At 46.2% G+C, this 14,081-nt stretch carries 11 protein-coding genes; all 11 read right to left on the bottom strand.

The window, feature by feature from the left end; all coding sequences use genetic code 11:
• Nucleotides 1–9: 9 nt before the first annotated feature.
• The 11 genes from ACQEXP_RS00880 to ACQEXP_RS00830 all read right to left on the bottom strand — a co-directional run bounded on the left by ACQEXP_RS00880 (nucleotide 10) and on the right by ACQEXP_RS00830 (nucleotide 14,078).
• Entirely contained in the window at nucleotides 10–987 is a 978-nt protein-coding gene (locus ACQEXP_RS00880; protein WP_269376825.1) for an HlyD family secretion protein, read from the bottom strand.
• Between the two features lie 11 nt (nucleotides 988–998).
• Nucleotides 999–2,390 carry a TolC family protein gene (locus ACQEXP_RS00875; protein ID WP_426967559.1) on the bottom strand — a complete coding sequence of 464 codons (1,392 nt, stop codon included), beginning with the start codon at nucleotides 2,388–2,390 and terminating at the stop codon, nucleotides 999–1,001.
• 118 nt (nucleotides 2,391–2,508) lie between these two features.
• Entirely contained in the window at nucleotides 2,509–4,035 is a 1,527-nt protein-coding gene (locus ACQEXP_RS00870; RefSeq protein ID WP_269376823.1) for a tripartite tricarboxylate transporter permease, read from the bottom strand.
• 18 nt (nucleotides 4,036–4,053) lie between these two features.
• Entirely contained in the window at nucleotides 4,054–4,572 is a 519-nt protein-coding gene (locus ACQEXP_RS00865; RefSeq protein WP_269376822.1) for a tripartite tricarboxylate transporter TctB family protein, read from the bottom strand.
• A gap of 204 nt (nucleotides 4,573–4,776) precedes the next feature.
• Nucleotides 4,777–5,748: a tripartite tricarboxylate transporter substrate binding protein gene (locus ACQEXP_RS00860; protein ID WP_269376821.1), complete on the bottom strand. Its 972-nt coding sequence runs from the start codon at nucleotides 5,746–5,748 to the stop codon at nucleotides 4,777–4,779.
• Between the two features lie 230 nt (nucleotides 5,749–5,978).
• Nucleotides 5,979–6,719, bottom strand: coding sequence for a serine/threonine protein kinase (locus tag ACQEXP_RS00855; protein ID WP_426967557.1), 741 nt, complete (start codon nucleotides 6,717–6,719; stop codon nucleotides 5,979–5,981).
• A 9-nt stretch (nucleotides 6,720–6,728) separates the two neighbouring features.
• Nucleotides 6,729–10,100 carry a type VI secretion system membrane subunit TssM gene (tssM, locus tag ACQEXP_RS00850; protein WP_426967555.1) on the bottom strand — a complete coding sequence of 1,124 codons (3,372 nt, stop codon included), beginning with the start codon at nucleotides 10,098–10,100 and terminating at the stop codon, nucleotides 6,729–6,731.
• Nucleotides 10,093–11,298 (bottom strand): type IVB secretion system protein IcmH/DotU, encoded by a 1,206-nt coding sequence (gene icmH, locus ACQEXP_RS00845; protein WP_426967554.1) that lies wholly within the window; start codon nucleotides 11,296–11,298, stop codon nucleotides 10,093–10,095. Before icmH ends, tssM begins: the two co-directional genes overlap by 8 nt.
• 4 nt (nucleotides 11,299–11,302) lie before the next feature.
• Nucleotides 11,303–12,634 carry a type VI secretion system baseplate subunit TssK gene (tssK, locus tag ACQEXP_RS00840; protein WP_426967552.1) on the bottom strand — a complete coding sequence of 444 codons (1,332 nt, stop codon included), beginning with the start codon at nucleotides 12,632–12,634 and terminating at the stop codon, nucleotides 11,303–11,305.
• Nucleotides 12,635–12,654: 20 nt separating this feature from the next.
• Nucleotides 12,655–13,137: a type VI secretion system lipoprotein TssJ gene (tssJ, locus tag ACQEXP_RS00835; RefSeq protein ID WP_426967551.1), complete on the bottom strand. Its 483-nt coding sequence runs from the start codon at nucleotides 13,135–13,137 to the stop codon at nucleotides 12,655–12,657.
• Nucleotides 13,134–14,078: an FHA domain-containing protein gene (locus ACQEXP_RS00830; protein ID WP_426967549.1), complete on the bottom strand. Its 945-nt coding sequence runs from the start codon at nucleotides 14,076–14,078 to the stop codon at nucleotides 13,134–13,136. The genes tssJ and ACQEXP_RS00830 overlap by 4 nt, the downstream gene beginning before the upstream one ends.
• Between the last annotated feature and the right edge of the window lie 3 nt (nucleotides 14,079–14,081).

Here is a 14,081-nt window from a genome sequence, read left to right as displayed (position 1 = left end):
TTGCAACCGTTAGTCTAGCTCGACGACTAAGCTCATTCCCATACGCAGTCCTTGCTGAGGAGCTGTAGGAATGGCTTCGACTTCAAACGTGCGCAGATCAAACCCCTGTGAGGCATCCGTGGAGCGCCAGGTTGCGAAATCACCCATAACTGAAATGTGTGAGACCTTGAACTCAACTTGCTTATCAAGTGCAGGTAGGTAAGCGTTGAATGTATCGCCTTTGTTGAAGTACTTCAGCCAGTCTTCTCTGACATTCAATACTGCCCATGAGTCTGCCGTGTCAATCACGGTTACGACAGGAAAACCCTGAGGAGCAAGTTCACCACTTTGCAGCAGAACTTGTGAAACCTCACCTTTGAACCAACTCTTGATGGTGGTGTCTTGTGCATAGGCTTCAACTTCGGCGACTGCGCCAGCCGCCATGCGAGCTTTTTCTGCTGCCGCAAGTTTGGTTTCGCTGCGCGCACCTTCCTGAGCCAGTTTATACATCTGGTAAGCCGCACTTTCGGTGTATTTTGCTGCATCCCATTGAGTCTTAGCTTCATCGCGCTTTTGTTCTGCGACGACACCATCCTGATAGAGATTGTTAACACGCAAGTACGTTTTTTCCATTAGCGCAGAAGCGGCTTTGGCTTTTTGCCATTGATCTTTCGCGGCTTGAATTTGCTGAATTCTCGCGCCTTTCTCAGCCTCCAACGCCATAGCATCAGCCGCTTTTTCACCCGCTTTCGCTTGTTCGAGTTTCGCTTCGATTTCAGGACTGTGTAGGGTGAAAATTAGGTCACCTTCTTTAACCTGATCGCCCTTACGTACCAAGACTTGATCAATGCGTCCCGGAACTTTGGAAGAGATGCTGTATTGCTGAGATTCAATCTGACCTTGCAAACGCACAGGTTTAGGCTGGTATGCTTGATAGAAACTATAGCCAATCCAAGATGCGACACCGAATGCAACGGCAGTGATCAGAAGTGGTTTTGCATTTTTCATCTTAGACCCTTTTATAAACGAGAAGTGTTGATAGCATTGTGTTGGTATTGGCTAAATGCGTCCATTTTGTTGGACAATGCCAGCAGTTTTGATAGCGAGATGAGATAGTTAAAACTCGCGACAGATTGCTGGGTTTGTACGCTGGCCAGATAAAGCTGAGCATCAACCACGTCCGTTGATGTTGAAAGACCTTGAGAGAATGCGGTCTGGCGAAGCTTAAGATTTTCGTTCGCCAAATCGAGACTTGAGGTTAATCCTTCCACTTCTTGCTGCGCTTGCAGAGCTTCAAGATAAGTTTTCTGGACAAGAACAGACAAGTCTTGCTTTGCTTGTGCTTTTAGGTAACGGACTTGAGACACCGCACTGTGCGCAGCTTTAACTTGATCACTGCGGCCTGAGTTTTCGATCAGCGGGATGTTGACTCCGACTCCCACCAACCAGTCCGGTTTCATTTGACTTGCCAATGAGTCGTCTTCGTGAAGACTATAATCGCCGTAAAGATAAACCTCTGGGTAGTACTTGCCTTGCTCTGCTTTGATCAAGCTTGATGCTTGCTTCTCTTTAGCGTCAAGTAGCGCTAAGCCAGGGTAAGTCGCCAGTGTCTGTTCGACAAATAGAGTTTGATCCGGCAAGTTCTGATTGACGAATAGTCTATCAGCGGGCTCAACGGTGGTGGTTTGGTTAAGGATTTTGGTCAATGCAGCGCGAGCAATCTCCAAACTCATTTGCGCCTTTTTGCGCTCTACTACTGCTTTGTCGAGGGCAGACTCTGCCTGAAGTCTTTCAACACGAGCTATTTGCCCTTGTTGTTCCATTTTTACCGCATTGTCACGGTGTTGAGTGAGGCCTTGCTCTACCAGTTGGCGGGTTTTCACCACCTCTTGAGCCAGTACGACAGAAAAATAATATTTACTCAAATCCTCAAAGCGCGCTTGGGTTTCCATCGCGAGTTCACTGCGGGCCTGATCCTTTTTGCCTTCTGCTGCAGATTGCGCAGCATTGATTCGACCACCCGTGAAAATGGGCCAAATAGCGCGAATTGAAGAAGTGAAGATGTCGCGTTCGCTGATGGTTGATGTCATACCAGCTACTATAGGGCCAAATACAGGCCCCAAGTTAGACAGTGCCTGACCGGCACTTTCAAAAAGTTGTTCACCAGAGACCGTAACGTCTTTGTCTAAACGAGTGAAATTGACACCGATCGATACCGAGGGTAGATTGAGATTATCCGTTGCATTTTCGAGATGCTCATAACGTTCAACATTCGAACGTTGAGCCGCCAGTGAATAGTTCTCTTGCTGTAAGACCTGCCAAGCTTGCTCAAAGCTTATGGCCGCAGAGTGCGAAACAGGGGAGTAGAGTCCAAGGCAACCAAGGAGCAGCGCAGCGGGACGCAACGACATAGTAATGTACCCTAATTGTTAAAAAATAGAGTTTATACTCTAGTGCGCAGTGTGGCAATCGCAACGCACAAAAAAGGGGGCCGAAGCCCCCAAAAACCAACATAGGAATGTTACTCAGTTATTGCTCGACCTTGCTTGGGGTCGGTTTTAGCTTTTGGAACAGCTTTACTAACACTGGGCTAAACAGAACAAGAGTTGCTAGTACAGTGAAGACCAGAGTGATAGGACGTTCCCATAGGAAGCTCAGTTCACCATCACTAATCATTAGTGCTCGACGTAAGTTCTCTTCCATTAGGCCGCCCAAGATGAAACCAAGTAGCAGCGGTGCTAACGGGAAGTTGGCTAATCGCAAAGCAATAGCAGCCATGGCAATCAACAGCATCACAAACACATCCATAGTGTTAAATGACACTAGGTACACACCCGTTATCGAGAAGAACAGAATCATTGGCAACAATACCGTTCTTGGCACTGCAAGCAGTTTAGAAATGTACGGGATCAATGGTAGGTTCAGAATAACCAGTACGATGTTACCAAAGTACATTGAGATGATAACTGACCAGAATACATCAGGGTGCTCTACAAACAGGCGAGGACCAGGTTGGATACCGTAAGCTATCAACGCACCTAGCATGATCGCAGTCGTACCTGAACCAGGAATACCCAGAGTGAGTAGAGGTACAAATGAACCGCTAGACGCCGCATTGTTTGCAGATTCTGGTGCAACCAAACCACGGATGCTCCCTTTACCAAATTCTTCTTTTTTACCTTTTGGTGCAAGGTTTCGTTCCATACCGTAGCTAAGGAAAGCGGCAATTGTCGCGCCTGCACCTGGTAATACGCCTGTAAAGAAGCCAAGAATCGATGAACGAATTGAGACGGGAGCGACTTCCTTGAACTCCTCTTTGGTCACTTTCATGCTACCAATATTGCTCATCTTGTCTTGCTCTTCCGCGCTGGTATCATTCTCTGGCTTTAGAATGCCCATCAGCGTCTCGCCCAGTGCGAATGTTGCCATTGCGAGCAATAGGAAGCTGAAACCATCCATTAGATCGGTAAGACCGAATGTGAATCGCTCGACACCCACACCTTTATCGATGCCGACGGTTGATAGCATCAGGCCTAGTACCGTCATCATCCACGCTTTGATCACCTGACCTTTACCCGCAAACGCAGCAACAGCCGACAGACCAAGTAGCATCAGTGCGAAGTAGTCCGAAGACTGGAAGCTAAGCGAAACGCTGGCTAGAGCAGGAGCGGCAACAAGCAGCATGATGGCAGATAGCGTACCGCCGGTGAACGACGAGTAAGCTGCAAGCGCAAGCGCTTTACCAGCCTGACCTTTCTGAGCCATAGGGTAGCCGTCAAATGCCGTTACAACAGTTGAAGAACAGCCTGGCGCGTTGATCAGAATGGATGAAGTTGAACCACCAAATACGGCACCGTAGTAAACACCTGCCATCAGAATCAGACCTGACGAAGGGTCTAAACCGTAAGTGATAGGTATCATTAGCGCGATTGCAGAAATAGGGCCGAGACCCGGCAGCATGCCAATAAAGGTACCGACGAAACAACCAACGATCACCATCATGATGTTCATTGGCATTACGGCAGTAGATAGGCCTTGTAAGATTCCATCTAACATAATGTCATTTCCTATAAATTACGACCACAAGGTGAAAATAACACCAGGCTCTAAGTAGATATCTAGGCCTTGGGTAAGAAGTAGGTAGAACGCAATAACAAATGGGAAAGAGGCACCAAGCAACACTTTCACACGACGTTCACCCAACAAATAGAAGCCAGCCAACAAGAACAGACTGGTTGCTAACACAAATCCGATGTACGTCAGACCGACGCCATAAAGTGCCATTAACACTAAGAAACCAATCAGCAGTTTCCATTTGAATTCAAGCACAGCTCCACTTTTAACATCAGGTTGACCCGTAACGAGCAGGAGCAAAGCGAGTCCAACGCCAATAAAGGTCAATATGGTTGGTAAAGTACGAGCGGTGAACGGTTCATACTCATCACCAGGGAACATTGGGATTTGGGACGTTTGGTAGCCGTAACAAAGGCAGACGATTAAAAAAATCATCGCACCGACACGGTCACGGCATAGGAGATTCTCTTTAGAGAAAAAGCTCCCGTTTTTGAAAGAATTCGTTGGCAAGTCCGACATATCCAACTCCATAAACGTAACAGGCAGGGGGAAATAAAAAGCCGTACAAGAGAGTTAATGAGCATGTTTCACTAACAAATAAGCCATTTGCTGCTAGTCAAGGAGGCTTAACTGTTTATACATAAACAGAGGAGATTGTTTGTTACTCATGTACGGCGAAAGGGGAAGAGGGTGAGTTGTTCACCCTCAAACTACTTTAAAAATCTACTTCAGGAAGCCTAGCTCACGCATTAGGTCGCCCATTTGCTTCTCTTGATCTTCAAGGAAAGCGTAGAATTCTTTGTCTGCTTTGTAGTTGTCGATCCAGCCATTACGGTCACGAACCACTTTCCACTCATCAGTTTTGTACATCTTAGTCAGTGCAGCGTTCCACTCGTCGATTTTCGCTTGGCTAGCACCTGGTGCTGCAAAGAATCCACGCCAGTTAGCAAACACAGTTTCGTTGCCGTATTCCGTTAGTGTTGGGATATCTGGAGCCGCTTCTAGACGCTTAGGAGCGGTGACAGCAAGAATTTTAACCTGACCAGATTTCGACATTTCTAGTACTTCACCCAGACCGGTAGAAAGAAGCTGAGTTTCGCCAGAAAGTAGAGCAGCCATTGCTTTACCGCCTGCATCGTACGCAATGTAACGTACTTTCTTCGCGTCGAAGCCTTCACCTTTGAATGCAGCAGCAACCACTAGGTGGTCCATACTGCCTCGTGCTGAACCGCCAGCAATTTTCACTTTACGTGGGTTCGACTCGAAATCTTTAACTACGTCTTCCCAAGTGTTGTAGCCAGAGTCAACGGCCGTCACGATTGCACCGTAGTCGGCGATTGTTGCTGCAACTGGAGTTAGGTCGCGGAATGATTGAGGGAAAATACCTGTCAACGAACGAACGACGATCGGTGTAGAGTTAACCATCAGAGTATCTTCTTGACGCTCTGCTGTTTCGATTAGGTGTGCAATCGCTTTACCGCCGCCGCCACCAGATAGGTTCTGGAATGAGACATTTTCAACGATGTCAGATTTAACAAGAACATCGCCTGTACCACGAGCTGTCATGTCCCAGCCACCACCAGCACCACCAGGGATTAGAAAGTGGATTTTCTCAACATCTGCTGCAAAAGCGTTGAAAGAAAAAGACGCAGCGATGATGGATGCCGCCAGTGTTGGTTTGAGTACCTTAAACATGATTCACGTTCCTTATGTGTACGCCTGTTCTTCATTGAGAACCGGCTTATCGTTATCAATTATCTGCCAACAAGGAAGGGATACTTGCTAGTAGATGAGTCTAAGGTTAATAGTGTGTTAAAACTTTGTCTGTAATGCGTTGATAAAAACAATATTGGGCATTTTGGTGGTTTTGTTCATAAAGTTCACGGCATGACGTCGTCAACCGAAAGTGGGCAATTTAGGTGGTTTTATCGCTGTTTGGCCAGCTTGAGCTGCTGTTGCAACAGTATCTGATACCGGCTCGGTATATGCGGTGCTTGAGCGGAGCGTTGAGTGTGGCAAAACTGAGAAATAGGCAAGCTATCAAAAGGGTGGTGGTGGAAGACAGTTTGGAGCGTAATCGCCAGAGCAACGTAATCGTCTCTGGGGCTAACTTGACCATAGCGGTAGGTGGCATTAGCTCCACTAAAGCGAGGCGATAGAGAACTGGTCAGGGTTTGATAGTGTTCACCGATCGGCAAGACAGAGCCAAAATCGATTAAAGTTAGTTGCTGATCCGATTCATTGACGATGATATTACTAGGTTTGATATCACCGTGAATAAATCCGCTGCCATGAAGCTGCTGGAGGATAGCTTCTGACTGGCTAAGTAGCGCTAAACGCTGACTTTGGCCAATCACGGCAGCGGATAGTGGGATACCATTGCAGAGCGAAGTGATTAACCAATCCACTTGCTGGTGGCTGCCAAAATCTATGTAACTTGGCCAATGTTCCGAGGTGAATTTGGCTAAAAACCGGGCTTCAATTTGCAGTTGTAACCTAGCACTTGGCGAGATTGCTATTTTGACCGCAACCCATCCGAAGCTTGGACTGTAAGCTTGGTAGACCTGCTTACCTATGAGTTTGAAACGACTTAGACCAAGCGCTCTAAGACAGGCTGTCACTCTGCTAGGGACAGCCTGTGAGGGTTCGGAGAGATCCTGCGACATCTTCAGTACCTAGATGCTCGCCGGTAAGGTAAAGGCAGAGAAAAAGTTAGGCACGAACGGGTTGTTTTGTCCTTGAGTTTTAATGCTCAGTTCTACCTGACTTTCATTATGACTAAATTTTACTCTGGTGCTTTGTGAGGTCGCGGAAACGACTCGTGGCTCGATAAGCTTGAACCAAGCCCAACTGCCAGTGAAGGTTTCATCCGCAATTTGAACATCTTGTGCACGCAATTGGAATCCAATGGAATCTTTGTCGACGTCCTTGGCAGACCAGTTTTGTTTACTCCATAGTCTAGGTCCATGTTGATAAGTGAACAGCGACTTTTCAGCATTGATGGTGAACTGAGTCAGATCCGAGGACATCTCTAGTGCTTTAAGTTGGAACTCTAAAGCGATGTTTTGTGGGTCTTGTAAGAACAGTGCATTTCGAATATCCGCTGCTTTGTCAATCATCTGCCATACGTTCGGGTCGAGTGCTAAACCTGTGTTGGGTAGCAGTCCTGCGAGGAAAGGTGAACGTTCATCGGTTGAAAACCCTTTCAGCTTGCTCTGATAGAACTTATCCAATACACCATTACTCTTAAAGAAGCTTGCCACATCATTGGTCGCAGCATCGAGTGACGCACTCTTGTTGAATGGGTAGTAGGCGGCAATCGTGTTCTGATAGGTCTGAAACACCTCATTTTGCCAACTGGTATTCAGATAACTATGCGCGAGTGACATCACCATTTCGTTGGCTTGTTGCGTCACATTAGCAATGATTTCCATCGACAAAGCAGGTTGCTTCGCGGTGTTACCCGCGACGACAGATACTGGATTGCTCAGTTTTAGTTCTGCGGTCAGTGTGTTGAATGCCATTTCTTGTGGTGACTCAGAGCTAAGAAACTTAGCTAACCACGTTTCCATCTCGGTAAACTGACCAAGTAGAGTATCGATTGGCTTTGTCCCCTGATCCGTGGCGGTGACCTGCTGATGATAAGGTGTAAAGGCAATGTATATCTGACGAGCGCTCTCTTTTTTATCGCTATCTTGCTGAGGTGGTTGGGTTTCGTCACCTTCTGCTTTTGGTATTTCGATCTCGACGGAAGTGTACTTGCTGACGGTCGTATACAGTAGAGCAAGTGGATTATCCGCTGCGCTGGTAAGCACGGACAGAGAACGGTTTAAGCTATCGGCATCTTTTATCTCTTTGACTTGAATATGAGACGTCAGATCTCGCCAGTAATTGATGTAATCGTTTTGATACATCTGTTTGAGATCTCGACTGATGCGATACATCTCCAAAGCGCTCGGAGAATTTCCTGCAACGCCTTCGTAAGCCTGTAACGCTTCTGACAGAACTTTAGAATCAACGGACAGATCCAGTTCATTGAAGCCAGATGGGGTATACAAGTACGGCACCATATACCCGGCATAGCTAGGCGAAAAGCTGAATAGCTGAGAAAAGTTGCTGCCAAACTCCGGTCGGATGTCAATCCGCTTAGAATAAGTCGCTGAATTGAGAATATGCTCATAGAGCAGCGTCTCGATGCCAGTCTGATTGATCACTTTCTTAGCCAGTGTTTCTAAATCATAGTTGGGTTTGACTGGCACTAGGTCTTGAGCAAACACGTCATCAAGCAAGATACGAAGCTGTGCCAGATTGACGCTATCGGCTTCTCCCTGATCTCGTAGAGTCGACATGAAATAGTTCTTCAGCTCTTCAATATTCGTTCTTTTGGGATCAAATAAAAGACGGTAATTATTGAGCAATGAAAGAGTCTTAGCTTGGTCTTCCAAGTTGACATAGACAAACAGATCTTTCTCGAGCGTATTCTCCATTGAGGGGATAAGTACTTGCGAAAGCTCTTCAAAATAGGCGGCTTCTACCTCATCCATGATGCTAGAACTTGGCATGAAAGGGAGCGTATACCAAGGTTTCGGCTCTAAATAGAGAGCATAGATACGATTGAGCGAGTATAGATTGGGAATATTATCCGCCATGTTTTCGATATCGTAAGGAGACGCCGCAATCGCCTCTTTATATCTCTCCAACATATTATCCGCTCTCGCTTCACGGGCACTTTGATAATCAAAATCGAGCTTGATCACCGCTAAAACCGTGATCAACAAGGCTGCACAAAATACCGTGTAAGCCGTTTGCCAAAACAGTAGCGTGTTTTCTCTGCGACGGTTTACGCCAACCAAAGCATTTTCATTCAACACAACGTGATTCATGATGTGCTGAGCGAATAAGGTCTGAGTGACGGGCAACTGCTGCTGTTGTTGAAACTTTTCATTACCGAGCGATTCATTAATCACGTTCGCTAACAGGTCGTACTGTTTGGTGTCTGTACCACTATGGGTGAAATAGAATCCACGGAAACAGAGACCATTGTTGAGCTGATCGCCTCGGTAAAGGCGTTGTAGAAAATGCCATAAACTCTGTTTAAGCAGGCCAAACTGATAGGGTGCTGCACAGATAGAGTTGCGGTAATCCTGATTTAGCTGAGAGGAGAGAGCGCTACTGGTGCTGGCAATCAATTGACTGATTAAGTGGTCATACTCTTGGTTAAACCAGTCTGCATCAATCCCGCCATTTTTGATAAAAGGCGAGGTCGCTCCAAAGACATCGTTACGTTTTGCTTCATCGAAAGCGGAGAAAAACTGGCAAAAGTCGTTAATCTGTCCCATGTTGGTGATCAGATTATAGATAGGGAGATTGAGGCCAAAGCTATCGTTAAAGGTTTTGATGGTTGATTTCAGTTCGTCGGCACGTTGAATCAAGGCTTCTCGATTGCCAAGTAAATGTTCAACTTCTGTTGTGAGCAACATGCCATTGACTGCCTGACGCGGACGCCATTTATTCAATGACTCCGTCAGCGTTTTCAAATACTGCGCTTGCTGATCTTCACCGCAACTTACCGATATCAGAATCGAATGTTCACTGAGCCAAAATAGCACCGGAAACTCGATGTCATTGCCAAAATCATCAACTTTATATGCTTCGTAACCCATCTGAGTGATGATGGATTTATCTTTGCTTGGATCATCGCTCAGCAATAGGTAGATGGGTTGGTCGTAACGGCTATTGAGACGCTTCTTTCGTTTTTGAACTTCAATCATGCGTTTGAAGTGAAGCGCAAGTAGCTTGCTACGCTTTTGGATTAGAAGTCGCTGTTGGTCTGGTGTTTTGCTGACCTCACTACCTCGTTGCAACAGCCAGTATGTCATTAAAGCTGACAAGAACGACGCAATGATGGTCGCAATGATGCCGATTGCCAGCGAATCTGGGTAGGCAATCCACCATGTTAAACCTGCGCCGATCAACACGATCAGCACGGCTGTTAATAGCGCCCAGATCACACTGCGCTTATTACTCTTCTGGGTTGGCTTAGTCATCGCGCTGAACCTCATTATTGTTTTTATTCTCTTGCTGCGTATTTCTTACGATGATTGGTGTGAGTGATTCTTTTTCTACATACCAAGTCTTTATTTCGCGCGCTTGTTCTGAAGAATCACTTCTGACAATCACGCGGAAGTAATTGTCAAACGCATCGACCTGAGGTTGGTATTTCGACGCAGACAACTTGGCGACAAATTTTTCTGCGTTGGTTCGAGTGGAGAAAGTAGCCAACTGAACCAACCATGACGAATAACTGGTCGCAAGGTTGGCAGGGGGCGTCGCTTCGACAAGTTCCACTTTGCTCGCTCGCTGGGGTTTATTCGCTAAATCGTCGTCTTGACTGATAAAGACAATGTCATTCACCTGACCCGACATGACATAGCGATTACTGAAATCGGCTAGATTGGAAAAATCACGCGCCCTTTGTGGGTGAGTTTTGTTGTACCAAAAGTGGGTGAGGCCAACGCTGGTCAAAATCAGACAAAGGAAAAATATCGTTGTGACTAAGTAGCGTTTGCGACGGGTTGGTTTACGCACCTTAGGTAGCTTTGTTTTGGTATGGCAGTATATTTTGCCAGATTGTCGATACTGACTGATCACTTGTTCAAGCTGATGGGTAAACGCTTTAAGCTGATCACTGCCGCTTTCACGATACTGACCTTTGAAGCCAATATTGACGAAGATATAGATGACCTCAAGCAGATCGATCATCTTGTGAGGTTGTCTTAGCGCTTTGTCGGCTACGGTAAAGAACAATTCTCCGCCGTTGCGCATACCAAACAGTTCACTGAGTAAGGTTTTGTTCTCCCAACCGCGAGATTCGCCCCACTCACAGTAGATGATCAATTCGTCCAGTACCACAGCATAGAGAAAGCAGAGCTTATCGATGACTGCAACAGGGTAGTTGAGCTCTGCTCCCTTGGTTTTGATGTCGTTGACGGCATCGACCAGTTGTTGTCTCAATGTCGTCACGTCGTCAGGCTCAGGTAGCGTTGCTACCTTAAGGGTGATGGCAAGCAGTTCACTGCTTATATTCAGAAGCTGGTTTTCAGCTTTGTCAAAGTAGTGAAGGAACTCACTGCGTCCGCGACTCGCATCAACGGGCGACCAAACCGTGTCACTGGTTTCGTCTTTGCTTACGAAATCAGACTGTTTTGCATCCCATACCAGTGTTTCTTCGTCTAAATAATTCATAGCCTTATCTCAGCGCATACAGCATGACTTCAAGTTCACTGATTCGGGTATCGACATGCAAAGCGATAGCATCTCGGTTCTCTAGCATTTCTAACCACATTCGGTCGGCTGCATCGATTTCGAAATACGATACTCCCTGCATGGGTTTTAGTTCGCTTGGTGCAACGGGAAGAGGCGAAAGAGCGATACCGGATAGACCATTTCTAACGATTTCAACAATACGGGTGTTATTGCTCAATTTGGCTGCGACAGGGAAGAGTTCGTTGAGCTCCGCACTACTGATATTCGACTTAACTGACAGCACAAAGCGTCGGTTGCTGACGCTGGCCGTATCTTTAATTAAGGTTCTGAGTAAACGACGCTTCTCAAATAGCGAGTTATCCCAAGCGAATTCAAGCACAGAGTCTTGCTGCACTAAGGTCAGCATATTGCGTAGCGAAGAGAACAACGGGTTGAAGCTTTCATAGAGTTTATGGTGTTGTAGTGGCTGGCAAGGCTCAGGAATTGCTGGTGTCAGTGCCATCACCTGAGCTTCGAATTTGCGCAGTTCTCCATAAAGTGTGTGCGTCTGGATTTTTGGATTGGTGATGGTCAAATCAAACCAAGGTAGCCAACTATTTAGTGTTTGCAGCCATAAATAGTCTTGCATCATTGATTGAGGGCTTTTCTGCCCTTGTCCTGCCTGAATACGCTGTAACAGCGTTTTTGCACGATTGACTGTCAGCGCATGAGTCTCTTTAAGACGTTCAAGCAGCAACTGAGACGCGCCATAATGCAAACAGGCGGGGATAAAGGCACGATCAAGAATCACTTCGCCAGATTCGGTACATTCCAAAATTTTCGCCACAGGCACTAGCGTAAAACCAGAAGTGTCTTCGTCTTCTAGCTTGATCGATATGTTCAAATGCGCCACATCAATTTCAACACTGGCATTCTCTGAGGTTGAGGTATCAAAAACATTGATAGAGCGACTTAGGTAGCGCCCTTGGTCGGAGGCTTCCTGTCCATAATCGTTGTTCCCTTGCAGTGAGATAGGCAAGGCTAGATAGACGACAGTCTCAATGCTACCTTGAGAAATATCTCGAGCGACTTCGTGTTTCATCTCAAAGTGAGTACCGTCTGGAAACACACCAGCGCTACTGGCGATAGACAGTTTGCCTATTTTGAGTAACTCATGGTTGATAGTAAGTTCAGTCACTCCATAAAAGGGAGCAAATCCAGCGAGCGTTTCTACGTTCTGGCGCACATAGTTTTGAACGTAACGGTCTTGCTGCTGAAAGTGTTGTGGGGCAATAAACATGCCTTCTTGCCATACTACTTTTTTATACGCGTCCACGAATAATCCCTATTAACTGACTAAAATATCTGCCACCAACTCGATTCTGGCGTGACAATACTTATTGAGGCTTTTGCCCCTTGAATATGAAGCTGCAGAAACTGATCTTCCTCGAGAGGTAATGTTGAAAACGCTTTCGCTTCACTATTTTGGTAATCGACGAACTCAACCAACACCGCCACATATTGGGTGTTTTTATTGATGTCGATGGTTTGCTTTGTTTCATTGTTCGGCAGTACTACGGGCAATATCTGTTTTGATACTAGATTCGCATTGAGTAACTGTACGTCGTTGTTGTAGAGATCAATAAACGGCAGTTGCTTAAACATTTGCACATCAGTCAATTGATACAGGCGAACAACCACAGGATTCGCTGAGTTAGAATCCGACGGGTTTATCGCTTCGTCTGCCTTTATCGCCAAGGTGTATTGGGAAACAACAGGTACAGGGTCTGACGAGCATCCGACTAAAAGAAGCGCGGCTGCCAAATACCACTTTGTCATCCGTTATCCTCTCTCTGCTTTTGCATGTTTTCCATAAACAGAGCCTTGAACTGACGACGGAAATCACCGTTTTGTTGGCGGTGTTTAAAGTGCTTGCGATAGATGTTCCAGTACTTTTTCTCTTTATTGCCAAACAACCCACCAGAAATATATTCACTAAACTGGGTTTCTAGTTCAGTTGGCGCGAACTCGTTGAGAAACTGATCCACGGTCTTTTCCAACGCATCGAATAAGGCGTCGTGCTGAAGCATAGGGTTTTGCAAATACTGCTGGTTTTTCTCTGAGATAGTCAGCAGTTTTTCGATCGAGGCTTCTAGCTGAGTATTGCGTGGTGCATCGACAGGCAAATAGTCCAAATTGGTATTTGGGGTGAAGACCTTTGGCTGTTCGACTTCATCTATTTCGACGTGCTGCGCGATTTCTTCACTATCAAGATCCTCAAAAGGATCAGAGGCAAACGGGTCATCGCTTAGTACATTCTTATGTGAAAAAGTACGAGCGGTGGGCTGAGCGATAGGCGCGTCACTTTGCTCAAGAAATTCGGTTTCATCGTCGTTGAGATTTAACTCAAATGGCTGGGAGAAAAAATCATCCACTGGCGTAGCAATGCTTTCGGCACTTGATGCTACCAACGTAGAAACCAACATGGTGTAGTTCTCTACTTTCACGATATCGCCGTCATTGAGTGGATACTCTTTATCTTTATTCATTGGCTTATCGTTAAGCTGCGCTTGGTTTTGTCCACGGTTGATGATGACATAGCCACGATCAGTAAGACGTACCTCGCCATGAGCACGGGAAATACGCTTGCTTTGGTCTGGTAGACAGATATCACAGGCAGGAGCACGACCAAAGATGCCTCCTGACTCGGGAAGATACACAACTCTTGAGGTGACTACCTCTTCAGTGGGTACAGAAATCAAATGAACACTGACGGCCACTCG

Source organism: Vibrio sp. TRT 1302, from assembly GCF_050113875.1.
In the GTDB taxonomy this organism is placed as follows: Bacteria; Pseudomonadota; Gammaproteobacteria; order Enterobacterales; family Vibrionaceae; genus Vibrio.
Note: the sequence above shows the minus strand (reverse complement) of the source record. Positions and strands in the feature narration are given on the sequence as shown.

Coding starts and splice junctions, on each gene's coding strand:
- ACQEXP_RS00880 (WP_269376825.1), bottom strand. CDS start 987: ATGAAAAATGCAAAACCACTTCTGATCACTGCCGTTGCATTCGGTGTC.
- ACQEXP_RS00875 (WP_426967559.1), bottom strand. CDS start 2,390: ATGTCGTTGCGTCCCGCTGCGCTGCTCCTTGGTTGCCTTGGACTCTAC.
- ACQEXP_RS00870 (WP_269376823.1), bottom strand. CDS start 4,035: ATGTTAGATGGAATCTTACAAGGCCTATCTACTGCCGTAATGCCAATG.
- ACQEXP_RS00865 (WP_269376822.1), bottom strand. CDS start 4,572: ATGTCGGACTTGCCAACGAATTCTTTCAAAAACGGGAGCTTTTTCTCT.
- ACQEXP_RS00860 (WP_269376821.1), bottom strand. CDS start 5,748: ATGTTTAAGGTACTCAAACCAACACTGGCGGCATCCATCATCGCTGCG.
- ACQEXP_RS00855 (WP_426967557.1), bottom strand. CDS start 6,719: ATGTCGCAGGATCTCTCCGAACCCTCACAGGCTGTCCCTAGCAGAGTG.
- tssM (WP_426967555.1), bottom strand. CDS start 10,100: ATGACTAAGCCAACCCAGAAGAGTAATAAGCGCAGTGTGATCTGGGCG.
- icmH (WP_426967554.1), bottom strand. CDS start 11,298: ATGAATTATTTAGACGAAGAAACACTGGTATGGGATGCAAAACAGTCT.
- tssJ (WP_426967551.1), bottom strand. CDS start 13,137: ATGACAAAGTGGTATTTGGCAGCCGCGCTTCTTTTAGTCGGATGCTCG.